This window comes from Leadbettera azotonutricia ZAS-9 (genome assembly GCF_000214355.1).
GTDB lineage: Bacteria > Spirochaetota > Spirochaetia > Treponematales > Breznakiellaceae > Leadbettera > Leadbettera azotonutricia.
On record NC_015577.1, the window covers coordinates 2029712 to 2053300 of the forward strand.

At 50.3% G+C, this 23589-nt stretch carries 21 protein-coding genes; 12 read left to right on the forward strand and 9 right to left on the reverse strand.

Going from position 1 to position 23589, the window contains the following annotated elements; genetic code table 11:
- Positions 1 to 148: 148 nt before the first annotated feature.
- Complete coding sequence (locus TREAZ_RS08845) at positions 149 to 2866, forward strand: CHASE2 domain-containing protein (RefSeq protein WP_015711496.1); 2718 nt, start codon at positions 149 to 151, stop codon at positions 2864 to 2866.
- A 35-nt stretch (positions 2867 to 2901) separates the two neighbouring features.
- Here TREAZ_RS08845 and TREAZ_RS08850 read toward each other — a convergent pair whose 3' ends face one another.
- Positions 2902 to 3522, reverse strand: a complete 621-nt coding sequence (locus tag TREAZ_RS08850) for a flavodoxin family protein (RefSeq protein WP_015711497.1) — start codon at positions 3520 to 3522, stop codon at positions 2902 to 2904.
- Positions 3523 to 3855: 333 nt separating this feature from the next.
- Between TREAZ_RS08850 and TREAZ_RS08855 the strand changes: the two genes are divergently transcribed.
- The gene (locus tag TREAZ_RS08855) at positions 3856 to 4227 is read left to right on the forward strand and encodes a protease inhibitor I42 family protein (protein WP_015711498.1); all 372 of its coding nucleotides are present in this window, start codon (positions 3856 to 3858) and stop codon (positions 4225 to 4227) included.
- A gap of 10 nt (positions 4228 to 4237) precedes the next feature.
- Here TREAZ_RS08855 and TREAZ_RS08860 read toward each other — a convergent pair whose 3' ends face one another.
- Positions 4238 to 6157: an adenylate/guanylate cyclase domain-containing protein gene (locus TREAZ_RS08860; RefSeq protein ID WP_015711499.1), complete on the reverse strand. Its 1920-nt coding sequence runs from the start codon at positions 6155 to 6157 to the stop codon at positions 4238 to 4240.
- Positions 6158 to 6243: 86 nt separating this feature from the next.
- Between TREAZ_RS08860 and TREAZ_RS08865 the strand changes: the two genes are divergently transcribed.
- Genes TREAZ_RS08865 through TREAZ_RS08910 form a run of 10 tightly spaced genes read left to right on the forward strand, consistent with a single transcriptional unit; the run spans position 6244 to position 14719 of the window.
- The gene (locus TREAZ_RS08865) at positions 6244 to 7263 is read left to right on the forward strand and encodes a biotin--[acetyl-CoA-carboxylase] ligase (protein ID WP_015711500.1); all 1020 of its coding nucleotides are present in this window, start codon (positions 6244 to 6246) and stop codon (positions 7261 to 7263) included.
- A 52-nt stretch (positions 7264 to 7315) separates the two neighbouring features.
- Entirely contained in the window at positions 7316 to 7894 is a 579-nt protein-coding gene (locus TREAZ_RS08870; RefSeq protein WP_015711501.1) for a biotin transporter BioY, read from the forward strand.
- Complete coding sequence (locus TREAZ_RS08875) at positions 7884 to 8636, forward strand: energy-coupling factor ABC transporter ATP-binding protein (RefSeq protein ID WP_015711502.1); 753 nt, start codon at positions 7884 to 7886, stop codon at positions 8634 to 8636. The genes TREAZ_RS08870 and TREAZ_RS08875 overlap by 11 nt, the downstream gene beginning before the upstream one ends.
- Entirely contained in the window at positions 8629 to 9270 is a 642-nt protein-coding gene (locus TREAZ_RS08880) for a CbiQ family ECF transporter T component (RefSeq protein WP_015711503.1), read from the forward strand. Before TREAZ_RS08875 ends, TREAZ_RS08880 begins: the two co-directional genes overlap by 8 nt.
- 21 nt (positions 9271 to 9291) lie before the next feature.
- Complete coding sequence (locus TREAZ_RS08885; RefSeq protein WP_015711504.1) at positions 9292 to 11877, forward strand: TonB-dependent receptor plug domain-containing protein; 2586 nt, start codon at positions 9292 to 9294, stop codon at positions 11875 to 11877.
- 5 nt (positions 11878 to 11882) lie between these two features.
- The gene (locus TREAZ_RS08890; RefSeq protein ID WP_015711505.1) at positions 11883 to 12644 is read left to right on the forward strand and encodes a hypothetical protein; all 762 of its coding nucleotides are present in this window, start codon (positions 11883 to 11885) and stop codon (positions 12642 to 12644) included.
- A 9-nt stretch (positions 12645 to 12653) separates the two neighbouring features.
- Positions 12654 to 13310 carry a MotA/TolQ/ExbB proton channel family protein gene (locus tag TREAZ_RS08895; RefSeq protein ID WP_015711506.1) on the forward strand — a complete coding sequence of 219 codons (657 nt, stop codon included), beginning with the start codon at positions 12654 to 12656 and terminating at the stop codon, positions 13308 to 13310.
- Positions 13307 to 13708, forward strand: a complete 402-nt coding sequence (locus tag TREAZ_RS08900) for an ExbD/TolR family protein (protein WP_015711507.1) — start codon at positions 13307 to 13309, stop codon at positions 13706 to 13708. Before TREAZ_RS08895 ends, TREAZ_RS08900 begins: the two co-directional genes overlap by 4 nt.
- Positions 13705 to 14103, forward strand: a complete 399-nt coding sequence (locus TREAZ_RS08905; RefSeq protein ID WP_015711508.1) for an ExbD/TolR family protein — start codon at positions 13705 to 13707, stop codon at positions 14101 to 14103. The genes TREAZ_RS08900 and TREAZ_RS08905 overlap by 4 nt, the downstream gene beginning before the upstream one ends.
- Positions 14096 to 14719: an energy transducer TonB gene (locus TREAZ_RS08910; RefSeq protein WP_015711509.1), complete on the forward strand. Its 624-nt coding sequence runs from the start codon at positions 14096 to 14098 to the stop codon at positions 14717 to 14719. The genes TREAZ_RS08905 and TREAZ_RS08910 overlap by 8 nt, the downstream gene beginning before the upstream one ends.
- Here the strand turns inward: TREAZ_RS08910 and TREAZ_RS08915 are convergent.
- The 7 genes from TREAZ_RS08915 to ppdK all read right to left on the reverse strand — a co-directional run bounded on the left by TREAZ_RS08915 (position 14712) and on the right by ppdK (position 23564).
- The gene (locus TREAZ_RS08915) at positions 14712 to 15461 is read right to left on the reverse strand and encodes an ABC transporter ATP-binding protein (RefSeq protein ID WP_015711510.1); all 750 of its coding nucleotides are present in this window, start codon (positions 15459 to 15461) and stop codon (positions 14712 to 14714) included. The two genes, TREAZ_RS08910 and TREAZ_RS08915, sit on opposite strands and share 8 nt — an antisense overlap.
- Positions 15458 to 16198, reverse strand: a complete 741-nt coding sequence (locus TREAZ_RS08920) for an ABC transporter permease (RefSeq protein WP_015711511.1) — start codon at positions 16196 to 16198, stop codon at positions 15458 to 15460. Before TREAZ_RS08920 ends, TREAZ_RS08915 begins: the two co-directional genes overlap by 4 nt.
- 3 nt (positions 16199 to 16201) lie before the next feature.
- Complete coding sequence (locus tag TREAZ_RS08925; protein ID WP_245535009.1) at positions 16202 to 17182, reverse strand: ABC transporter substrate-binding protein; 981 nt, start codon at positions 17180 to 17182, stop codon at positions 16202 to 16204.
- A gap of 118 nt (positions 17183 to 17300) precedes the next feature.
- The gene (locus TREAZ_RS17420; protein ID WP_015711513.1) at positions 17301 to 18017 is read right to left on the reverse strand and encodes a TetR/AcrR family transcriptional regulator; all 717 of its coding nucleotides are present in this window, start codon (positions 18015 to 18017) and stop codon (positions 17301 to 17303) included.
- Positions 17992 to 19206: an MFS transporter gene (locus TREAZ_RS08935; protein ID WP_015711514.1), complete on the reverse strand. Its 1215-nt coding sequence runs from the start codon at positions 19204 to 19206 to the stop codon at positions 17992 to 17994. The genes TREAZ_RS17420 and TREAZ_RS08935 overlap by 26 nt, the downstream gene beginning before the upstream one ends.
- 93 nt (positions 19207 to 19299) lie before the next feature.
- Positions 19300 to 20454, reverse strand: a complete 1155-nt coding sequence (locus tag TREAZ_RS08940) for an aldo/keto reductase (RefSeq protein WP_015711515.1) — start codon at positions 20452 to 20454, stop codon at positions 19300 to 19302.
- Between the two features lie 209 nt (positions 20455 to 20663).
- Positions 20664 to 23564: a pyruvate, phosphate dikinase gene (ppdK, locus tag TREAZ_RS08945; RefSeq protein ID WP_015711516.1), complete on the reverse strand. Its 2901-nt coding sequence runs from the start codon at positions 23562 to 23564 to the stop codon at positions 20664 to 20666.
- Between the last annotated feature and the right edge of the window lie 25 nt (positions 23565 to 23589).

Sequence of the window (23589 nt, forward strand, 5' to 3'; positions counted from 1 at the left end):
TTCTCTTGAAATTATCATACAGGAAAATTCAGGTTTGTTCAAGAAAAAACAGCAAATAAAATACGGTTATTTCAAAGTTATTCTAAGCAAATTGAAGGTATCTGAATAATCTGGTATACTCAGGGAGGTTAAAACTTGAGGAGGCCTCATGTCCCTTAAAAAAATCTCCATTTTGACTGCCGCAGGCTCCGCCCTCATCTTCTGCCTCCTCTATTTTACCCAGTTTTTCTCCCTGGCAGAAGACAAAGTATACGACCTTTTCCTAAGGGGGAGGCCCGAAAGGGAGCGCCCCGCAAACTTCATCTTCCTGGACGTGGACGATCAGGCCATTGCCCATGTAGGGATCTTCCCCTGGCCCCGCTCGGTCATGGCTGACGGGCTCCTCAGGCTCAAGGAATACGGGGTAGAAACAGCCATTTTCGATATTGAATATATTGACAATGCCCCGACCCAGGTTGACGAGGTCTACCTTAAGGGCGGCCTTAAAGCCGATTTTGACCGCCGTTTTGCCGAAATCGAATCCAATATAAGCGAGCTTTTAGGCGCTGTGGCACAGGGCAGCATAAAAGGCGCAGATGCTGAAGCTTTTAAGGGCGAACTCCTCGATCTTATTGCCCAGGAGAAGGATGCCCTTTTTAACGAGACCACGAAGGTAACACGGGATAACGACATCTACCTTGCCCAGAGCATGGCGCTCTTCGACAGGGCCTGGGCAACGCTTAACCTACAGGCTTTAATGCCCCTTGAGGGCGAACAGGCTTCCCGCAGGCCCGCGGCTGAGAAGAAATTCTCCTACCCCATAAAGGCCTTTGGCGGCGCTTCAAGCGGGAGCTATGTCGATGTGCTCCCCCCCATACCCCTGGTGATGGACGCTGCCCAGGGCGCGGGCTTTACCAACATCATCATAGATCAGGACGGCATAAGGCGGCGGCTTTACCCTGTCCGCAAGGTAGGCGATTATTGGTATCTCCAGCTTGCCTTTGCCCCCCTCGTTGCAAGCATGGGGAACCCCGAATTGGAACTTTACCCCGGAAAGCTGGTCATCAAGAAACAGGGAGGGGACATAGAAATCCCCCTGGACTCCAGGGGCGCCATGCTCCTCGACTGGCCCAAAACATCCTACCTGAAAAGCTATACCCACCTCTCCTTTGCCCAGCTCTCTTACATGGAAGCATACCAGAGAGACATCAAGGCTTTTCTTGCCAATTTGGAAATCGTGAACGAAGACATCTTTCCGGCCGTAATTTCCGAGGTATCGAGCCTTCTTGGGACTATAGAGGCCGCGGAAGCCCACCGCGACAGGGCCCTGGAAAACAAAAGCGATTATGATTTTGATCAGTATACCTCATTGCGAAACGAAGCCTTTGACCGCATCAGGGCTCTCCTGGATTCCGGCCTTAAGGACTATATCGCAGGTAAAAGCCGGGCATTCATCCAAGAATACCCCGAAGAATCAGATTATATTGAAAATGAAACCCGGTATGCCCTGAACCTTTCTGAATACCTTGAAACAACCCTGGACCGTTATGAAGAAATTCACCATGAGCTTAAAGAAAAGCTTAAAGGCAAAATCATCATTATAGGGCGTGTCGATACAGGAACCACCGATCTTGGGGTAAACCCCTTCCATGGCGAATACGTCAATGTAGGCACCCACGGGGTAATGATGGACACTGTTGTTTCAGGCTCTTTCATAAAACCCCTGAACCGCGTCTGGAGCATGCTGCTCTGCTTTGCCCTGACCTTCCTTGTCATCTTTGCATTGACGCCCGTTAAAAAACCCGGAATTAGGATCAGCCTCGGGTTTTTGGGGGTCATGCTTGTATTGGGAATTTCTTTCGGCCTTTTTGTGCTGAGAGGAATATGGCTCGGACCTCTTGGCCCTGCCCTCGCATTATTAGTAGCAGTAGTAATAAGGGAAACCGCAGCATTTATCACATCAGAAAAAGAAAAACAATTTATACGCAACACTTTTTCTACCTATCTTTCGGGGGATGTAGTAGAAGAAATAGTAAAGAGCGGCAAGCCCCCTGAACTGGGCGGCGAAGCCCGCTATATGACCGCAGTCTTTACGGACGTCAAAGGCTTTTCCAGCATCTCCGAAGCCCTTTCTCAAAAATACGGCACCCAGGACGGCGCAAAGGCCCTTGTCCGGCTCCTCAACCGTTACCTTTCTTCCATGAGCGATGTGGTCCTTAGGCACAGGGGAACCATAGACAAATATGAGGGCGACGCCATCATAGCCTTCTTCGGCGCCCCCCAGAAGGATCTTCAGGACCACGCATTAAGGGCCTGCGCCTCCGCGATCATTATGAAGCGCATGGAAAACGATCTCAACGCGGGCTTCCTTGCCGAGGGCCTTTCGCCCTACCCGCTCCTCACCCGCATAGGCATTAACACCGGCACCATGGTCGTAGGCAACATGGGCACCCAGGGCAAAATGGATTATACCATCATGGGGAATTCGGTAAACCTCGCAGCCCGCCTCGAAGGAGTCAACAAACAATACGGCACCTGGATACTCGCAAGCCAGGACACCCTCAACGAAGCCGGCGATGGCATACTCTACCGCCGCCTCGACAAGGTACGTGTAGTAGGCATAGGCAAACCTGTACAACTCTGCGAAGTAATGGACATCAAAGCCGAAGCCCCTGAAGAAGTGCTCGAAAGGGCTGCCCTCTTCGATGAAGCCCTGAATCTCTTCAACGCAAAAGACTGGGCCAAAGCCCAAAGCTCCTTCAAGAAAGTCCTTGTCCGCACACCCGACGACGAACCATCCCAGATCTTCATCCGCCGCTGCAGCCAGTACCAAAAAGAACCGCCCCCCGAAAAGTGGGACGGTGTGTACAATATAAATCAGAAATAAAAAGACTCGCCTCCGTTAGCGCCGCTTTAATGGTGTTAATGGATGAAATTTGTCCACTTTCTCCCTTCATAAGGCTGCGGGAGGGGTACTTCTTTTTTTGCTGCCGCCAGGGATTTGATGAGCCACCCCATGTTGCGGCCCTGGACTTCCATGTGCTGCATCCCTTCTTCGTCCTGGAGGGTTTCTTCGACAGTGTTGCCGTGGATCACTTCCCAGTACTGTCCGGGGGTGATGAGCATTTGGGCCAAGTTAAGGTAATTGTTAAGCTGATGGAAAGTCGTGACGCCCCCTGAACGGCGGAGCGAAACCACCGTGGCCCCCACTTTGTACTTCATGGCAGCGCCTGGGAAGAAAAGACGGTCCAGGAAGCTTTTGAAAGTTCCTGCCACTCCCCCGTAATACACAGGGCTGCCAAGTATAATGCCATCGGCTTCCTGCATCTTCCTGAAACAGTCATTAACAAGGTCGTTGGTGATGACACAGTGCTTGAGTTCCCTGCACTTATGGCAGTCTACACAACCGTGTATATTCTGGCTTCCAACCTGGATTACTTCGGTTTCTATGCCGGCTTTTTCAAGTTCCCCGGCCATTACCGAAATGCCTTTGGCTACTACCCCGTCACTATGAGGGCTGCCATTGAATGCGATTACTTTCATATCCACCTTCCTTTTATTCGTATTGATGGGGTTTAATACCCCGGGGTTGTTGATTCATGGCTTATTTTGGTAATTTCTGCCCTCTGCTTTCGCCTGGGCATCGCCACAATTACGCCAGTTTTTGCTATTCTCGCATTTTTCTTTTTGGGTGCTGGTTCCACCCATATAAGCTCCGTGGAGTTTGCACCTCTGGTTATAAACATCATACCATGGACACATACTATTTTCCTCCTGCTATAGTTTCTAACTCATAATTGCTGCAAATGCCAATATCCTATAATGCCTATTCTTTTTTGTCTACTGTTGGGATATAATGAGGGTCAGGAGTTTATCATGAAAAAAATGCTGCTCATTGTTGCGGCTGTATTCCTGAGCGCTACCGTGTTTGCAGGTTCAGCCAGGGAGCGCACTAAACGCATCACCTTTGAGTTTGAAGGCAACCAAACCACAGGCTATAACTGGACCTATACCATGGTGCCGGAAGGCATTGTCAGGGAAGTGTCCGCAGAATACAAGAAGGATAAAAACGCTTCGGGTAGAGCCGGCGCGGGGGGACGATTTGTTTTTATGTTTGAGGGGCTTGCCCAGGGGGAGACGGTGCTGAACTTCCAATATTCCCGGCCGTGGGAAGGCGACGCAGAACCGGCAAAGACCGAAATCCATGTGCTCAAGGTAGGGGCCAATGGAAAAATTTTCCGGCAGTAATCGCCGGTTTTCATAAAAACACCACCTCGTAAGCCTCGATAGGTTTTTCGTAGCCCTTGACTCGGACTTCCCGCCTTTCGCCAAAGCTGAACATATCCTGCGTTTTTTCACGGACTGCGGAGGTAACGAGGATGCCGCCGGCGGGGGCGGCGCCTTCCATGCGCTGGCCCAGGTTGACATCGGCGCCGATGACGGTGTATTCGATGCGGTTTTTGATTCCCAGGTTGCCCACAATGACATGGCCGGTATTTATTCCCATACGGACTTTTAGATCGATGTTGGCGCGATCCTTCCATGTCAAAGCCATCTCGCGGATTTTCTTTTGCATGGATATGGCAGCGTCAACGCAGCGGCGGGTATGGTCGGGCATGTCGAAGGGATCGCCAAAGAAAGCGAGAATGCCATCGCCCATGAATTTGTCCACTGTCCCTCCATATTCAAAGATGATGCTTCCCATGGCCTCCAGGTATTCGCTTAAAAAAGCATGAACCAGTGACGGTTCTTTGTCACGGGACCAGGCGGTAAAGCTCGCGATATCAGAAAAAAGAATGGTAAGCTCTTTATAGGCAGGGGCAAGGTCTATCTTTTTTTCCGAAGCAATTCGGGCAGCAAGGGAACGGGGGAAATAGCGGGAAAGGGCATTTTGATAGAGGATCTGTTCCTTATAGCGGCGGAACAGGCGCAGAACAAAGCCGCTTATCCAAAAGAGAAAAAGCCCCGACCCAATTGCCCCATACCAGGGGCAGAGGCGCAGCAGAAACCAGGCGAGCACAGTCCAAAGGGTAAAGCCCCCGAGAAGCGCCAAAAAAGCAATGTTATAGCGGGCATCCTTTTTTATGAAACTTAAAAACAGCAATGCGATTAAAAAGACCGCCAGGGTCCCAAGCTTTGCCGCGAACGACCACGGGGCATAAAAATATTCCTCCATAATTCCCGAGAGCACAGCGGTATGAATCCCCGAAAGGGGGTACACAGTTTCCCCCGGGGTAATGCCGAAATCCCGTTTCCCTGTGGTGGTATCTGCCGCCATGATCATGCTTCCGGACAGTTCCGAAAAAAGGGATGTGTAAAGTTCTTCGTCATGGGCAGCCCCGGCAATACGCTCAAAAGAAATGCGGTAGTCGTCGTCAGCCCAGGTAGCAGTAAAGGGAATGAGGGCCGAGCAGCTTTCGTCCACAGGGATGCGTATGGCTTCATCCCCCGAAAGGGGAAGGACGAGACAATGGCCGGGATAGAATTCGATTGCGGAAGGATCTATCCCCAGTTCCCGCACTGCCACTGCCAGGGAAATAGCAGGTATAAGGCCGTCTTCCCAGCGGTAAAAGAGAGGCGTTCTGCGGTACACACCGTCGCTGTCGGGAAGCACCCCGATATGGGCAAGCTCGGCTGCCGCGCTGGAAATAGGGTAATCGGAAAGTATAAAGGTCCGCGCCCGTGGTATGTTATTTTTGCCATGCTCCCGTATGTGCCACACATTGGACGAAAGGAGGGCCTTCTCCTCGGAGGTCAGACTGTCATAGGCGAAGTTGGCGTACTCCATTTCCACCGGCGCGATTGCCATGATGCAGAGGCTGGCAGAGCGGGCGGCTTCCGCAAAAGCAGCGTCCTCCGCGGCAGGGGTACGGAAAATAAAGTCAAAGGCAACCCGTGCATTATAGGAACCCAGGACATTGAGAAAGTCGGCAAAAGCCCCTCGGCTGCCGAGGCTTTCCCCAAGGCGGACTTCGGAACTATCGCTTAAGTCCGCGTGTATGATCTGGGAATTCAGAGCCAGGGGAAAATAGCGTATCTTTGCCGAAAGCAGGAGATCGTAAATGCCCCGATCAATCGTCGCAAAAAGCCCCAATGCCCCAAGGACTGCCGACAGCACCAGGGCGGCAAGCGCAGCGCATAAAGGCCCCTTAACGGCCGATGGTGAAGGTTCTGACAATGGTTATTTCCTCCCGACCGATAGTATATCACGTTTTTTGAAAAAGCCAATTGACATTCGTCCAATTCTTCGTTAACCTGATATTTATGCAGGTTAACCAAAATATCCCATGCATCTCGGTAAAAGCATACATTCTGGAGCAATTTCGACAGAAAAAGGGCTGTTTTTTCACCGGCGAAGCCCTTGCCAGACAACTTGGGGTTTCGCGGGTAGCGGTTTGGAAGGGCGTTAAGGCCCTTATAGCTGCGGGGTATCCTATAGAAGGGGATGATAAAGGCTACCGCTGGATTCAGGAAAAGGAAAGCCTCACAGGGGACGATTTCCTCTACCCCTGGGAATTCGAAGAAAGGGAAAAGCTGTTTCACCATTGGGTATCTACAGACAGCACCATGAACCGGGCGGCGGAATTGGCCGGCAGACTATACCCCGGAGGGTCCGTAATCACCGCCGAGGAGCAGACTTCGGGCAGAGGGAGAAACAGCAGAACCTGGAATTCCCAAAAAGGGGGGCTTTTCTTTACTCTTCTGGAACGTCCTTTTTTATCGGCCCTCGAATATCCCAAACTTTCCATGGCCGCCCAGATTGCTTCCGCTAGGGCAATTTCCCGCATGTCGGGAAAAAGGGCTTTGCTCCGCTGGCCCAATGATATTTATGTGGAAGGCAAAAAAATCGCAGGAATACTGACAGAATTCAGAGCCGAGGGGGACAGGCTGGATTGGATCGCTATAGGCATGGGTATCAATGTGAACAACAAGGTCAGCCAAAAAAGCGCAGCCAATCGCTCTTCGAATTATTCCGCAAACTCTTCGACAAACCTGTCAGAATTAACCGGACATTCCATTTCGCGCCGGGAAACCCTGCTGGCTGTCCTTAATGAATGGGACAAGATAAAAAACGCGGATTCTTACGAACTCGGGAAACACTGGAATTCCATGGCTGAGGGCAGGGGGCGAAAGGTCATGGCTGTGGAGGGCAAGGAAAAAGAAAACCGGCCTGTTGAAAGAGGCATCTTCCTCGGCGTGGATGTTCTGGGCCGGGGGGTCATAAAAAATGACCGGGATGAGAAACGCGCTTTTTCGCCCGGATCTGTTTCATTTTTATTTTAGCGCAAAAGAATCAGGCAACTTCCTGGTTGATTTTTTATAGGAGTATAACATCATGGAAAAATCGAAAACAATTTCGGGGAGAAAGACTCTCCTCAAAATTTGCCTTGCGGCTCTCTTTGGCGCCTTAACCGCGGCGGGGACTTTTATTTCCATACCGGTGCCGGTTTCGCCAGTGCCCATAGTGCTGCAAAATCTTTTTGCCTTGTTGTCAGGTTTGATACTTGGGCCTTTCCTTGGAGGGGCCGCGGTAGGGCTTTACCTTTTGGCAGGCGCTATAGGGGTGCCGGTATTCGCAGGGGCAGTGGGCGGCATTGCCCATTTTGCAGGGCCCACCGGGGGATTTCTTTTTGGATATCTTTTGGCAGCTGTTGTGGGCGGCCTGATTGCGGGGCGGCCAAGGGTGGCCAAGGCTGCTCCCCTTTGGCGCATTATTTGCGCGGCGGTTCTCGGCCTGCTTGCAATCTACGTGCCAGGGGTAATTTGGCTCAAATTCAGCAGGAATTTAAATTGGGCCCAGGCCCTGGCAGGGGGCTTTATTCCTTTTGTCATAGGCGATGCGATTAAAGCCGTAGTGGCAATAATTGCAGCGCCCAGGCTCAGGAGGGCTGTAGCCGATCATCTTGAAGGATAAGGAAGTCCTATTTAAGGTACGGTCCCTCAGGAAAAGATTCCCCAATGGCTTTGAAGCCATCAGCAATTTGGATCTCGATATATACAAAGGGGAATGTCTCCTTATGGCAGGGTCCAACGGCTCGGGGAAAACACTGCTTATGCGCATGCTGGCGGGGCTTCAGGAGCCTACAGAGGGAAGCATTTTTTTTAAGGGGATTGCCCTTCCCCAATGCACCGGCCTGCTCCGCAGATCCCTGGGCATTGTATTCCAGGATGCGGATTCCCAAATCGTCGGCGAAACCGTGGAAGAGGATATACGCTTCGGCCCTGAAAACCTCAAGCTTGGCAAAGACGAAATAGGCAGGCGCGTTGAAGATGCCCTTGAAATGCTGGAAATGAAAACCAAAAGGGACTTCCCTCCCCGCCGTCTGTCGGGCGGCGAAAAACGACGCCTTGCGGTCGCGGGAGTCATAGCCATGGGCTGCGATACCATCATCATGGATGAGCCTTTTGCCAATCTGGATATGATCGGGGTAGTGCAGGTAATCAAGATAATCAAAGATTTGAAACAGGCAGGCAGGACTGCCATCATACTCACCCATGAGCTTGAAAAAGTCCTGGCTCTCGCGGACAGGCTTGTCATTCTGGACAAGGGCAGAATCAGGGCTGATGGGAAACCCGAAGAAGTCCTCGACAGCCTCGACCCAGGCTGGGGGGTGCGTGATCCCCGCATGGGCTGGGAAGCCTTCGCTCATGATTAAGAACCGGCAATGCCCCTGGGCTTACCGCAAGGGGAATTCTTTTGTCCACCGTTTGAACGGGGGCGTAAAGCTGCTCATCCTCCTTCTCCTTTCCATAGCCGTATTTTTCCCCAATTTCATCGTACTCCCCGTTATCGGCATGATTCTTGTTTTAGGAGCATTGAACGCGGGGATAAAACCATGGGAACTGCTCAGGGGGAGCGGCCCCCTTTTCATGATTGTAATTGCAGTAATTCTGCTCCAGGGCTTTCATATTTCACCCTTTTCTTTTGACAGTTCAGGTTTAAAAGAGGGCTGCATTTTCGGCATACAAATGGCCCTTTCTTTTTCCGCAGGGGCACTGCTCTTTTCCGTTGCCACCATGGGGGAAATCAAAAAATCCCTCGCGAGGCTTGAAGCCCTCCTTCACGTAAAACATTTGAGGCTGAGCCTGGGGCTTTCGCTGATGCTTGGTTTTCTGCCCCGCTTTTTTGAAGTCTGGGAATCCGCGGAGCTTGCCTGGGAAAGCCGGGGCGGGAAAAAGAGTCTCCGCTTTTTTATTGTCATCATGCCTCTGGTGATCGAAGGGCTCATGGAGACAGCGGCCGAAACTGCGGCAGCTCTGGAATCGCGGGGCGCTCTTATGATAGACTGAAGAAAAGGGAGCGCGAAGGCTTTGGCCTTAGGCAAAAAAATATTTTTCCTCATCATTGCTTTATCCTTCTCGGTTTTTAATTTGCTCTGGGCAAGGGATGTGGAGATCATTGTGGAAGACACTGACCTCGGCATTCCCCTTGAAGGCGCTGCGATACGTTCCTGGGATAACAGCGATTATATGTGCGATGAGAACGGGATAGTCATAATTTCCGTGCCTGATGACAGGCAGGTTACCATACAGGTTCAGTACCCAGGTTATGAAAACGGCAGGCTCATCATCCCCCTGAAGGGCGACAGCTTTAAGCTGGGCTTAAGGCTCGGCGGGGTTATGGAATCACGGGAGCTTGTGATCGAGGCCAGGCGTCCTGGTTCAAGCGAAACAAAAAGCGGCCGCAGCGTTGCGATTTCAGGGGAAGCCCTGGAGCGATCATCCCAGATAGGCCTTATCGAAGACGTGATGACTTCCATCAAGCTCCTTCCGGGGGTAGGCTATACAGGCATGTTCAATGCCATGCCTTCCATACGCGGAGGAGAACCCGGCGACCTCATGGCTGTGCTGGACGGTTTTTATATTGAGAACCCTTACCATTGGGGCGGCGGATTTTCAATCTTCGATCCCCACATGGTAGCCAGCGCCCAGCTTTCCCATGGCATTTTTTCCACCCGTTACGGGCATACCATTTCGGGGCTTCTGGAAATCACTTCAAAAAAAGCCTCCCCTGATTTGGCGGAGCTTGAGCTTGGCTTGTCCACCAGCGCAGTCAATTTGAATCTTTCCATGCCTTTGGGAACCAGGGGCGGCCTTATGGTTATGGGGAAAGTTACCTACTGGGATCCTTTTGTCTGGGCTGTCAAGCAGCTTTCCAAGGTAATTGACAACGACACTCTTCAGATGGTCAATGCGGTAACCACTGCCCCGTATATCAGAAGCAGCGCTATAAATGTAAACTATCGCTTCAATGCGGATCTTGAATGGACTGCCGAGGCTTTTATAGGCGCGGACGGGGTAGGCGCCGACTACTCCAACGAGAGCAATGATGAATATGTCAAAAGCAAATCCCATATGGTTTTTGACTGGGACAATCTCCAGGGTTTTTTAATAACCGGCCTTACTTTTAACCCCCGGCGGGATATGGTCCTTAAAACCACTGCGGGGGCAGGGTTTGCCCAGGCTAAAATTGACGGGGAAATTAATTATGATTACCTGACCGCAAAATACACAAATGATATTATTGCGGATCATCCTAGCCTTGTGCCGCCCTACTCTTATACTCTTGATAATGATGATATCGGCATGAATGTCAAAAGCGATGATTCCGCCCTGAATATCCAGGGCCGCATCGATTATGACTGGAGCCTGGGCAACGGCTTCCTTTGGAGCATCGGGGCACAGGAAATTTACAGCCATCATACTGCCAAACAGGAAGGCCGGTTTTTTGCGGAGATGCAGTACTTTGACACAGCCGTAATGGAACTTAAATATATTCACTTCCCCAGGCAGTTTGGAATAGATTTCAGCAATGGAATGTTCAATACTTCCGCATACACCCTTTTGGAATACCTTGCGCCGGGTGGGCGTTTCGGCGCAGAATTAGGATTAAGGGTTGACCATTTTTATTTTTCCGGTGACGGCTTTGACATTCAGACCGTGCCGGTGCTTAACCCTAGGCTCAATCTGGACTTCAATGTTTTTAAAAACAAAGGCATTTTTGATTCTTTTGATCTCACCGCCGGGACAGGCCTTTTTTCTTCCATGAATGACGCGGTCGCTTCCATACAGCTGGATTCGGGCATTGATGATTTTACCTTAAAGCCTAACCGCTCATGGACTTCTGTCGTAGGTATGCGGACCGACATTATGGAAGAGTGGAGTTTTAACCTGGAGGGTTATTTTAAATTCGTATATGACCGGGCGTATCAATACCTCTATACCCAGCTGGGCGCAGTTCCGGAACAGAGATACCGATTTAATGGCGACGGCATCATCTGGGGTTTTGACGCGATGCTCCAGAAATTTGATTCCCGGTATTGGGACGGCTGGCTTTCCTACACCTTCACGTACGCAAAGTACCATCAGCCTGAAAAGCCTCTCACTGAACTTTCACCGTCCCTCAATACGGAGCTTGAGGATTCAGGCTGGTATTATCCGGGATTTCACCGTTTCCACAATATAAACATGGTAATCAATTTTAAGCCCCTAAGGAATTTCAATATTTATACCCGCCTTGGCATTGCATCGGGAAGGCTTAAACCCGAAATAACCGGAAAAATCACCAGCTATCTTGTCGATCTTTATGATGACAGCGGCGCTCCAACAGGGAAACAAATCATAAAGTACAAGCGGGAATCCGAATACAACGAAAATTCCAGGACCACCTGGTCAATTCCGCTGGACACGAAATTTTCATATTTTATTTTCAACCCTAAAACAAAGATGCAAACAGAAATTTACCTTGGAGCCGAAAACCTGCTTTCCCTTGTGTATGTCGCTAAGGCAAACACCAGCTTTAACCAGTATACCGGCAAGGAAGATACAGGGAGCGACAGCGCCAATTATGAAATGCCCATACCCATGGTTTCTTTTGGATTAAAATGGAGCTATTAATATAAATGAAAAAATTGTCCGGCTTTTTGATATTCAATTTAATTCTCCTTATATCGGGCTGTTCTACTTTGATGAACAAGGCCGGCGAAGCCCTGGATGGTACAGCTTTTGCGGACAAGACCCTTGCAATTTACGCAACAAAGGGAAAACGAAAAGAACGCAAAGTCGAAGCGCGGCAAGTTAGGCTTAAGAATGGAGAAGAAATGCTGGCCATTACAGACAGCAATTTCCCCGGCCTGGAATTTCGGGGATATATTCCCGACAGTTCGGGCAATTTTGAGCTCGGCTCTGCGAAAATACTTTCGTCCCATGTGCATGGCTGGAATGAATTTACCCTGGATATTCTTGGCAGCGCGTCGTTTTCTGTTAATGGGGACAGGGCAATCTTAAACACTCCCCAACCTATAGAAGGGGTGCAAATTTCTGCAGGACGCATACGGCTAAAGAGCAACAGAATTACCGGAACAGAAGCCCTTGCCAATTTACGGAACCGCAGGGAACGCATACTTGCCCTTATCGATTGGATGAAGAAACAGCCTGGTATCCCTGAATTCAAAAATCAAAAAGATTTTGATAAATATTGGGGTGCTGTGCTTTTCCCAAAACAGGCTTCCAACAGCAAATTCGGGGAAAGCCTTGAAGAATATTATGATTCAGGCGCCATGCTCAGGGATTGGGAAGAAGCATCCCCATGGATATATATAGAATACTGCTGGGATGATATTATTGCGGGATTAAACAATACTGTTTTAACAAAAACAAAATAAGGAGACACTATGGGATCATCATTTTCTTTGCTTGAGCTTTTTGTTTTGGGCGGCTTTTTTATGTGGCCCCTGCTTTTCTTTTCCATTGCCACCATAGCCATTGCCATGGAACGTGCTATATACCTCCTCTACCATAACCTGCGCCTGGATGATCTTAAGGATGCAACCGAAGAATTTATACGCAGCAAAGATCTCAACGGGGCCAGGGAATATTTGGAAAAGCTCACCAAAAGGCGCATAGGGGCAAGAATTCTTCTGGTGCTCATCAACCGTGCCATTGGCGCCAATGGAAAGCCAATTTCAGAGCACCGCCTTGAAAAGGCTGCGGAAACAGAGGCTGTTACCTGCATTAATTCATTGGAAAACGGCTTTAATTTCCTCACCGCCCTGGGTTCCCTCTCCCCTCTTACCGGGTTTTTGGGCACTGTCTCGGGCATGATAGGGGCTTTCAAGTCTATTGCGGAGGCATCTGATGTAAATGCCCAAATCGTAGCGAACGGCATATATGAAGCCCTTATTACTACGGTCTTCGGCCTCGTTATTGCCATCATCGCCATGGTAGCCCATTCCCTCTTTACCCATGTGGTGGATAAATTTTCCGCCGAAGTCGAGAGATCCTGTTCCGATATTATCTCCCTATTAAGCGACGAGGCTCCAGAGGCATGAAACTCCAAAGGCGCAAAAGGGCAGGCTTCCTGGAATCCAGCGCTGCAAGCGATATGGCATTTCTCCTTATTATCTATTTTATAGTCATTGCGGGCTTTAATATTAATAAGGGTTTCCTTATGAACCTTCCGGCCAGGGATTCAATGCGCATGATCCTGAAAGATGATCTTATGCGGTTTGATATGGACGGCAGGGGCGATATTTCTTACGAAGGGAATTCGTTGGCCCCTGCGGAAGCCGAAAGATTGATTCAGCGGGCCGCCACGAGCCGCCCCAATTTGGCCGTAGTCCTGTCAATAAACCCAGGCGCGCCATGGCAGCAGGTGGTTTCCTTTGTGGAATTGGCGCAAAAGCTTGAGATAAATTCCTTTTCATTTAACATGAAGGGGGATTCATGAAATTAGCGCGAAAACAAAAGAATTTTATAGTCCCCTTGAATTCCATGTCCGATGTGGCGTTCCTTCTCCTCATTTTTATTATGCTTGTATCGCTTATTAATTACCGAAAGGAAGTCAAGATCGATTACCCCGAAGCTGAAACTGCAAAAAAGACCAGCGCCGAAAAAAACCTCGAAATTTGGGTGGATCGTTTTGGAAGCCTTTATTTGGACGGCGATTTATGCGATATCAATACCATAGAAGCGGGCATTGTCAACGCATATCAAAATGCCCCTGATACACGGGTGCATATCATTGCGGATCGTGACACCCCCTTTGAGCATATACACAAAGTCCTTGAGATCCTGCAAATACTTCAATACCGGGTAGTAAGTTTCGTGGTCAAAGATGCCTAACGCAAAACATTCCGGTGAAAACAAAATACGCCTCCTCATTTTTATGCTTGTCGCGGCTCTTCACGGTATTTTGCTGTTCTTTGTGGTGTTCCATTTTAAAAATGAGATAAAGGCCGAAGAGCCCCCTGCAAATGTAATGAAGCTTGTGGACGTACGGGAGCAGCTCCCCCCTCCCCCGCCGCCCAGGGAAAGGCCCCCTGAAATTGTCCAGAACACCGTTGAGGCTGTGGCAGAAACCATGATCGAAACTGACGAAGTCCCTGATGCGGTAATTACAAGCACCCTTCCCTATGTGGAGGAAGAAACCATAGAGTATCTTCCCATGAACAAGGTATCAAGGCTCCCGGAGTTTCCCGAGGATCAGATAAAACGAGCCATTGTGTATCCCCCCATTGCCCTGCGTTCCAATATTGAAGGGACGGTCTACCTTGAACTTTTTGTGGATCGCCAGGGGGTAATACGCCAGATATCAATATTGAGGGAAACACCTGAAGGCAGGGGCTTCGGGGAGGCTGCGGTCAATGCCTTTAAAGGCATACAGGGCAAGCCCGCCGAATCAAATGGGCAAATTGTAGCAGTGCGTTACCGTTATCCTATACGCTTTACCATCAGGTAGCGAGGCCGACCAAAACTTCAACAAGCTTTCCCTCCAATTCCGCTGCCTTGTGGGAACCATAAGCCCTTTCTTTTTTATTCAGCGTCAGTTCTTCATCAAAAACAATGCCTTGCCCTGCCTCGCCGAGGACAAGTATCCTGCTCCCCAAATAGAGGGCTTCCTTGGGATCATGGGTAACTGCCAGGGCAAGCCTTTTTTCCCTGTGCAGAAGATCCAGGGTTAGATCCATAAGTCCAAGCCGCAACGGTATATCCAGGGAATGAAAAGCCTCGTCCATGAGAAGTACGGGTGAAGGATAGGCAAAAGCCCTGGCAATGGAAACCCTCTGCTTCTGGCCTCCCGAAAGCTCCGAGGGAAAGGCATGGGCTTTTTCTTCCATGGATACCAATTCAAGAAAGTGGCCTGCCCGAGCCAGGGCTTCGCCTTTTCCAAATATTTTTTCCAATGCCAAAGAAACATTTTCCAGCACCGTAAAATGGGGAAGGAGGCGATCCTCCTGAAACACAAAAGAGAAAGTCCCGCATGCATCGTTATTGCTGCCCTCATCTTCAATATCAATGCTGCCTGAACCAGGCTGCAAAAGCCCGGCAATAAGCCGCAACAGGGTTGTCTTACCGCAGCCGGAAGGGCCAAGCAACGCTGTGGGCAGATCGTCACTGTCAGATCCCAGCAGCAAATTAAAATCAGTAAAGAGAAGATGTTCAGTGAAGCCAAATGAAAGATCTTTGATGCGTATCTTCATGGTTTTTTTCTTTTAATGACAAGACCCAGCATGAACTGGGTAAGGGCTGCCGCCAAAACTGTCGCAAGGGTCCAGGCAAAAAGCTCGGGGGTTTCGAGCTGGGCTTTGGCCTGTTGCATGCCGGTTCCTATGCTGCGGAGGGGCTGCACTAAAACTTCCGCGGCCACTACAACCTTCCAGCAGAGCGAAAGGCTGCTCTTTAGCCCTCCAAGCATAAAGGGCATTATGGAAGGAATATAAAGATACCGCAAGGTTTCTTTGGGATTCATCCTGTAAACGATGAATAATTCTTTTAGCTTAGGGTCCACCTGGTGTATGCCTTCTATGGTATTTGCAGCCATTACCGGGAAGACCATGAGGAAGGCTGTAAAAACCGGGGTCTTTTCTGATCCCAATATAAGAAAGCAGATGAGTATGACCGACATTACGGGGGTTGCGGAAATTATCGAAAAGAGGGGTTTTAAAAAGGCGCCCGCACGATTATCAAGCCCCGAGGCTATCCCGAAGACAAGGCCCAGGGGCACAGAGATCAACATGCCGCCTATTACCCTTAAAAAACTAAAGCCCAGGCTGGTTAAAAATTTCGGGTTTCCAAAAAGGGAACCGAATTTTTCAATTACCGGCAGAGGGCCGGGAAGGATAAGGCTGCTTCCAAAAAGAAATGCCCCAAGCTGCCAAAGGATGAGCAGAACTATAATCCCTGCCAATAACCAGAGGCCGGCTTTTTCCTGCTTCATTCTCTAGGGCTTATAATAAAAACTGTCTCCCGGAAGGGAGCCGCCAATGGAAGCAGGAGAAAATTCAAGGAACACTTTGAAAAGCGCCTCTATCTGCGGCCTGGCCTGATCCGCAGGGATAAACACATAATTGCTGCGGGGTATGGCAGCGCTAATCACGGGCGCCCTCAGCCCAAGGTCATGCTTTTCTACCAGAACCCCGGCTGCTGCGGGGTTGGAAACAGTCCATTCGATAGAAGCCTTAAGGCTTTCGAGGATTGCGTTGATTGCAGCGGGATTATAGGCCGCGAAATCCCCGTCTACTGCCAGGACGGTCATGGGATAATTGCCCTGACCGCCCGCTTTGATCCATTCATCCTGAATATCCCCTATTTGACGGAGATCGTTTTTTCCCGACCGGGCCATGGTGGCAAAGGGTTCGGGCAGCAGGGCGGTGGAAACACGTCCGGCGATCAGGGATTGGGCAATTTCCGGATATGCCAGGGCATAGCTCAGGGTTACATCCTTCTCGGGGTTTATCCCCCCGGAAAGAAGCAGACGCCTGAACACATAATCGGGGGTGGCGCCCTGGCCAGCAACTTCCACGGTTTTGCCCCGCAGATCTGCAAGGCTCTGTACTGCCGGATCGGATGTGAGCAGACTCAGCATGCCGGTCCCGGTAATCGCGGCGATTTGAATGTTTTTCCCCGAAGAAGCAATCTTCGCCGCCACATTGGCGGGCAATATGCCGACCTTTGCGTCCCCGGAAATGAAACGGGCTGCCATCAAGTCTGCCTGGGCAAGGGCTTCAAGCTTAACCTCATAACCCCGTATCTGCGGCGGATACTCAAACATGCGTATCATGCTGACGCCGGATGGCCCTTTGATGGCGTATATGGCAAGGCTGTTAATGGCCTGTTCATTGGCCCCCCGGGCATGGGCGAATCCGCTGATTGCAAGCAAGGCTAAAACAATTAGTATCGACCGCGAAAATTTTGTGTTCATATTAATAATAATACCGGAATAAGGCATAAATGGAAAGGTTCACAGGACAGCGTAACCTGGATGTTCTTGTAGGCTATGGGCAGAAGGAAGAATTTGACCACCACGGAACAGGCAGGGATTAGGAATTTTGCTTTGTTTTTAGAACTTCGCTGTAGAAGCGCATGGTTTCTTCCAGGCTGATAAGGGAGGCGATTTTTTCATGCCCTGCGTTGAGGATTTTTGCAAGGGCATAGACGTAGGTTTTCATGATATCCATTATTATTGTTTCCGCGCTGGCGCGGGTTTCGCCCGCAAAGGCCCTGCGGATTTCTTCGTCCACCCCCCTGTCCATCTGGCAGAGGAAAACAGAAAGGATGTCGGAGGAGGCGGCAAAATCGCACTCCCCTTTTTCCCGGGCTTCCTTGAGCAGGGGGCCGACAAGGGCCACATAAAAATCCCTTTCATATTTCTTTAACCTGTCCCTGAGCATAACGCTCCCCTCGTCCCGCCTGCGTTTTAAATATTCGGAAACAAAAGTGATATGGGACATGCCCATGTCCCGGTTTATCTCCCTGATTTTGCGTATCCTTTCGAAACAGGAGAGTTTTATATCCTGGGCCAACGGCTCCGCCGCCATGCCCAGCACCCGGTAATGCTCGGCGCACATGCGGTCCAGGAGGCTTTCTTTGGAATCAAAATGATGGTAAAGAGCTCCCTTGGTGAGGCCCGTACGTTCCGCAATCAGGCGCATGGAAGTTTTTTCATAACCCTGCTCCATAAAGAGCACTTCCGCAGAACGCATAATTTCGATAAAGGTTTCCGCTTTTTGTTTATCCCTGCGGTTCATTTTCCGCATCCATCTTTTCCCCTTCAGCAGGAGTTTCCGCTGGGAGGTAGGGGTTCTTCAAATAGTAGATAAAGGTCACCAAAAAGCCTGTGGCTAAAAGGCCAAGGTTCAGCACAAAAGGGAGACTCCGGGAAATACTTGAAAGCATTCCCCCTATATACCCGAAAGGCGAAGTTGCGGCCATGATAATCATGTGCTGGATTGCCATGACTCTTGCGCGCTCGGCGGCGTTTACATGAAGGGCCACCAGGGATTCAGCAAGCATGGCAAGTATGCCAAAACCAAAACCATCAAAAATAAGGGAAATGCAAAGCAGCACATATTTTACTGCCCCCTCCACAGGGGTGAGTATGAGCAGGGACTGTCCGACAAAATAACAGGCAAAGCCCACAAGGAGGGGGATCTTGAGAAGCCCCTTGGTCAGATGGGGCACCACCACAAAGAGGAAGAAGATGGCTACCACGGATTTCAGCACCGGGAAAAGGGGCAGCAGGGGATCGGGGACCAAAAGTTTCTTGCTTACGATTACCTGCCAGAAGGTATTGTTGATCATGCCTACAGCACCCACCAGGGCGGTTATCACCAGTGAAAAAACAGTGCCGTGGGAATGGGCGATAATCTTTATTACTCCACCGTAGCCCCCTGCAAGCTGGAAGATGTTTTTACCCTGGGTCTCCCTGAGGCGCACCACGCCGGTACGGGTCTCTTTGGACACCAAATAGAGGACTATTATCTTTGCGGTCATCATCACAAACGCATTGATGTAAAGTATCTTGATGGCGGGCACCAGGGTGAACCGTGAAACCATTATCGAGGATATGGGGGCAAACAATGCTGAAAGCTGGCCGGCCACTATTACCAGCGAATAGATCTTGGTAATTTGGCTTTTCTCTGCATCTTCTACCAGAAGGCAGTCCCAGGAATTGGTGGTAACCTTCATGGTTCCGTTGAAAAGGGCTGCCACCAGGAAGAACCAAAAATTTTCAGCCCTCCACCAGATTAAGCAGGGTATGCTCCAGGATATAAAATCGAAAACCGCAGTGGCTTTGCGCCTGCCCATTTTGTCCGTAATAGGGCCGGAAAAAAACGCAAAGACCACCTGGGAGAGCATGTAAATAGTAGCGATGAGCCCTACCTGCACATCATTCAAGCCTATGGCCAGCATATACACTGACGCATAGGGTATGCAGAGATTCATGGAGAGCCCCCACATGGGCTCGGTATAAACGCAGGCCCGAGGGTTTCCCCTAAGGCCAACGAGGGTTTTTATTAGCGGATTGCTCACAAAAAATCAGCCTGCCAATATTTTATGGGTTTCTTTAAGCTGCTCCCGTATGGGAAGGCTCTGGGGGCATTTGCCCTCGCAGATTCCGCATTCCACGCATTTGGAAGCGTTTTCGTAATTCATCCAGGGATTCTTCCCGATCTCGGAATAATTCTTCTTTGCAAATTCCGTAAGCTTGTACACCCGGTGATAATTCATCATGGTGAAGATCTCGGGGATATTGATATTCTGTGGACAGGGCATGCAGTATTTGCAGCCTGTGCAGTAAAGCCCCGCAAGGCGCTCGTTTTCTTTCATCATGCTTTCGATTTGGGATGTTTCCGAAGCGCTCAAGGGGGAAGCATTGCTCGCCACTTTGGCGTTTTCTTCAAGCTGCCCGATGGTGCTCACTCCCGAAAGGGCAATATCCACATTATGGTTTGAAAGCACAAAGCGCAGGGCCATTTCAGCGGAACTTTGAACCTTGCCGGGCATAAGATCCTGAATCACTTTTGATGGGGCGCCAAGACGTCCGCCGCCCACGGGGCCCATTATCACAGTCCCAAGACCCATTTCGCGGGCCAGGGCAATGCCCGGTTCCTTATCCCTGTCCAGGAGGTTGTACTGGCAGAGGAGGGTTTCAAGCACACCTTCGCCCCTTTTGAGGATCTCTTTCAGGTTATCGCATTCCTTCTTTCCCGCTTCCCTGTCATGGAAGGAGAACGAAATATGCCTAATCACTCCCTGAGCCTTGAGCTTTTTGGCCCTCTCGAAAGGGCCGTCCTTGGCCAGCACTTTGGTCAGGAAATCGTTAAGCGAAACACCCCAAAAGTGATAAAAATCGATATGATCTGTCTGGAGATTCTTGAGGGACAATTCCAGGCGTTTTTCATAATCATCGCCCGAATCATTTTCGATAGGGTTCTTGGTAGAAACCCAAACCTTGTCCCGCCTGCCGCCCTTGAGGGCCTTGCCTAAAATAACCTCGCTCTGCTTATCGCAATAATAAGGGGCGGTATCAAAATAGTTGACCTCCAATTCCATGGCGCGATGAATGAGGGCTATGCCCTTTTCTTCATCGAAAATAGTCTTGCCGTCTTTTTCATAGCTCGGCAGCCGCATACATCCCATTCCAAGGCGGGATACTTTTACACCCGTCTTTCCAAATTCTACATATTGCATAACACTTTCCTTGAACCTCTCGAAGGCTCCTGTAATAATAATTTCAAAACAAGAATTAATGAACCGCAAAGGAACGCGAAGTAACACAAAGGTAAGAGGACTTGTTTTTCTTCTTCCTTAAATTCGCCCAAAACCCCGCTTACGCGGGGAGGGTTAAAAAACTTTTGTTTTGAAGCCGACTCAACCGATTTCGGAATTATCTCCTTGTCTTATTTTTTAGCCTTGGGCTCGCGTTTTGCAGGAGAAGCATTTTTTGCCGCCGGTTTCTTCACCGCCTTTTTTACTGCCGGCTTTATGCTTTTGGCAGTCTTTTTAACAACCGCTTTTTTTGTAACCAGCTTTTTTGCTGCGGATTTCTTTACCGTTGTTTTCTTTGCAGTCTTTTTATCAGCAGCCTTCTTGATCGCGGGTTTTTTCGCAGCCGGCTTCTTCACAGTCGACTTTTTATCAGCCTTGGGCTTATTGTTCAGCACCGCCTGGGCGGCAGCCAGCCGCGCGAGGGGCACCCGGAAAGGTGAACAGGACACGTAAGAGAGGCCTGCCCTGTAGCAGAAGTCTATGGTCAGGGGATCGCCGCCGTGCTCGCCGCAGATGCCTACTTTAAGATCGGGGTTCACTGCCCTGCCCTGCTGGGTCGCATAGGAGATAAGCCAGCCCACCCCTTCCTCGTCAATAGACTTAAAGGGATCCACATCAAGCACATTCTGCTGCAAATACGCGGGCAGGAAAGACGCTACATCGTCGCGGCTGAAGGCAAAGGTCATCTGGGTAAGGTCGTTGGTGCCAAAGCTGAAAAAGTCCGCATATCTGGCAATGTGGCCTGAGCGTATAGCCGCCCTGGGTACTTCGATCATGGTGCCTATCTTCACATGAAGCTTGACCCCGGCTTTGTCAAAGACCCGCTTCAAAATAGCCTCGGCATTGGGGCGCAGGAGCTTGAGCTCCCTGGCGGTGATGACAATGGGGATCATGATTTCGGGCTGCACGGGGATCTTCTTGCTGATGCATTCCGCTGCGGCAAGGGCAATGGCCTCAACCTGCATATTGTAGATCTCGGGGTAGGTAACCGCAAGGCGGCAGCCACGGTGGCCCAGCATGGGGTTCTGCTCGTGGAGCCTGTCGATCTTGGGCTGGAGGGATTCCACCGAAACTTTGAGGAATTCGGCCAGCTCCTGGGTTTCTTCCAGAGTATGGGGGACAAATTCGTGGAGGGGAGGATCGAGAAGCCTGATGGTAACGGGCCTTCCTTCCATGGCTTTGAATATGCCGAAGAAGTCCTTCTGCTGGAGGGGGAGTATTTCTTTTAAGGCCGCTTTCCTTTCTTCCAGGGTATCGGCCACGATCATGGCCCTAAAGTGGATAAGCTTGTCTTTATCGAAGAACATATGTTCCGTACGGCAGAGGCCCACACCCTGGGCGCCGAAGGCAAAGGCCCGCTTGGCGTCTTCGGGCTGGTCGGCATTGGTCCTAACTTCGAAGCCTTTAAGGCTGCCCCGTTTTGCGGACGCCCGTATGTCATCGCACCACTTGAGGAAGGTGTCCATGTCTTTGGAAATATCGGGAGTTACCAGGGGAAGCTTGCCTTCGTACACTTCGCCTGTTGAACCGTCTATGGTGATCCAGTCGCCTTCGCTGAATTTCTTGGTTCCGATAAACAGGGTGTGTCCCTGGACAATCGCTTCCTTGGCGCCTGCCACGCAGGGGGTTCCCATGCCGCGGGCCACAACTGCCGCATGGCTTGTCATGCCTCCCGTGGAGGTAAGTATACCCTGGGAGGCAACCATGCCGCCAATGTCTTCGGGGCTGGTGTCTTTGCGCACCAAAAGCACTTTCTCGCCCCTGGCCTGCCATTCTTCCGCATCATTGGCGCTGAATACTATCTTGCCACATGCAGCTCCCGGAGATGCGTTGAGCCCCCGGGTCATGGACTTGGCGGTCTTGAGCACCTTGAGGTCGATCATGGGATGCAGAAGCTGATCCAGCAGCGCGGGGCTTACCCTCTGTACTGCGGTTTCCTTGTCGATGAGTTTTTCGGCTACCATATCCACGGCGCATTTTACCGCGGCAGCTCCGGTGCGCTTGCCGTTCCTTGTTTGCAGTATGAAGAGCTTGCCCTGCTGGACTGTAAACTCCATGTCCTGCATATCGCGGAAATGCTTTTCGAGCTTGTTCTTGATGCCCACAAGCTGGTCGTAAATTTTCTTGTTTCTTTTGGCCAAGGTGGAAATTTTTTCAGGAGTCCTAATGCCCGCCACCACGTCTTCGCCCTGGGCGTTCATAAGATACTCGCCGTAGAATTCATTTTCGCCCGTGGAGGGGTCGCGGCTGAAACAGACGCCGGTACCTGAATCTTCGCCGAAATTGCCAAAGACCATGGACTGGACATTTACTGCCGTTCCCTTGATATTCCTGATATCGTTGAGCTGCCGGTATTTGATGGCCCGCTCGTTCATCCATGATCCGAATACCGCATTTATTGCGCCCCATAGCTGATCCATGGGCTGCTGGGGAAAATCCTTGCCCGTGGTTTTCTTGACGATTTTTTTGTATTCCCCTACAAGTTCTTCCAAATCCCTTGCTGTAAGGTCAGTGTCCAACTCAACGCCACGCTTCTTTTTAAGGTCATTGATGGCCCCTTCAAATTCTTCGTAGGGAACCAGCATGACTACATCGCCGTACATCTGGATAAACCGGCGGTAGGCATCCCAGGCAAAGCGGGTATTGCCGGTTCTGGCAGCCAGGCCTTTGACTGATTTATCGTTGATTCCCAGGTTGAGGATGGTGTCCATCATGCCGGGCAGGGAAACCGGCGCCCCTGAACGCACCGATACAAGGAGGGGATCATCGGGATCGCCCAGCTTTTTGCCCATGGTTTTTTCAAGCTTTTGTAAAACTGCCAGGACTTCTTTGTCCAATCCAACAGGATATTTTTTACTTTTTGCATAAAACGCGCAGATCTCGGTAGAAATAGTAAATCCCGGGGGAACCGGGATTCCAAGGTTGGTCATTTCAGCCAGGTTGGCGCCTTTGCCGCCCAGCTCATTCCTCATTGATGCATCGCCTTCGGCCTTTCCGTTGCCGAAAAAATAGACATTCTTTATCTTAGCCATTCAGTTTTACCCTCCAATTGATGAA

What these genes read in the sequence shown, in the direction of transcription:
- TREAZ_RS08895 (WP_015711506.1), top strand. Translation starts at nt 12,654, where the DNA reads ATGGGATCATCATTTTCTTTGCTTGAGCTTTTTGTTTTGGGCGGCTTT.
- TREAZ_RS08910 (WP_015711509.1), top strand. Translation starts at nt 14,096, where the DNA reads ATGCCTAACGCAAAACATTCCGGTGAAAACAAAATACGCCTCCTCATT.
- TREAZ_RS08880 (WP_015711503.1), top strand. Translation starts at nt 8,629, where the DNA reads ATGATTAAGAACCGGCAATGCCCCTGGGCTTACCGCAAGGGGAATTCT.
- TREAZ_RS08915 (WP_015711510.1), bottom strand. Translation starts at nt 15,461, where the DNA reads ATGAAGATACGCATCAAAGATCTTTCATTTGGCTTCACTGAACATCTT.
- TREAZ_RS08905 (WP_015711508.1), top strand. Translation starts at nt 13,705, where the DNA reads ATGAAATTAGCGCGAAAACAAAAGAATTTTATAGTCCCCTTGAATTCC.
- TREAZ_RS17420 (WP_015711513.1), bottom strand. Translation starts at nt 18,017, where the DNA reads ATGCGGAAAATGAACCGCAGGGATAAACAAAAAGCGGAAACCTTTATC.
- TREAZ_RS08850 (WP_015711497.1), bottom strand. Translation starts at nt 3,522, where the DNA reads ATGAAAGTAATCGCATTCAATGGCAGCCCTCATAGTGACGGGGTAGTA.
- TREAZ_RS08925 (WP_245535009.1), bottom strand. Translation starts at nt 17,182, where the DNA reads ATGAACACAAAATTTTCGCGGTCGATACTAATTGTTTTAGCCTTGCTT.
- TREAZ_RS08935 (WP_015711514.1), bottom strand. Translation starts at nt 19,206, where the DNA reads ATGAATCTCTGCATACCCTATGCGTCAGTGTATATGCTGGCCATAGGC.
- TREAZ_RS08865 (WP_015711500.1), top strand. Translation starts at nt 6,244, where the DNA reads ATGCAGGTTAACCAAAATATCCCATGCATCTCGGTAAAAGCATACATT.
- TREAZ_RS08890 (WP_015711505.1), top strand. Translation starts at nt 11,883, where the DNA reads ATGAAAAAATTGTCCGGCTTTTTGATATTCAATTTAATTCTCCTTATA.
- ppdK (WP_015711516.1), bottom strand. Translation starts at nt 23,564, where the DNA reads ATGGCTAAGATAAAGAATGTCTATTTTTTCGGCAACGGAAAGGCCGAA.
- TREAZ_RS08870 (WP_015711501.1), top strand. Translation starts at nt 7,316, where the DNA reads ATGGAAAAATCGAAAACAATTTCGGGGAGAAAGACTCTCCTCAAAATT.
- TREAZ_RS08855 (WP_015711498.1), top strand. Translation starts at nt 3,856, where the DNA reads ATGAAAAAAATGCTGCTCATTGTTGCGGCTGTATTCCTGAGCGCTACC.
- TREAZ_RS08940 (WP_015711515.1), bottom strand. Translation starts at nt 20,454, where the DNA reads ATGCAATATGTAGAATTTGGAAAGACGGGTGTAAAAGTATCCCGCCTT.
- TREAZ_RS08900 (WP_015711507.1), top strand. Translation starts at nt 13,307, where the DNA reads ATGAAACTCCAAAGGCGCAAAAGGGCAGGCTTCCTGGAATCCAGCGCT.
- TREAZ_RS08845 (WP_015711496.1), top strand. Translation starts at nt 149, where the DNA reads ATGTCCCTTAAAAAAATCTCCATTTTGACTGCCGCAGGCTCCGCCCTC.
- TREAZ_RS08920 (WP_015711511.1), bottom strand. Translation starts at nt 16,198, where the DNA reads ATGAAGCAGGAAAAAGCCGGCCTCTGGTTATTGGCAGGGATTATAGTT.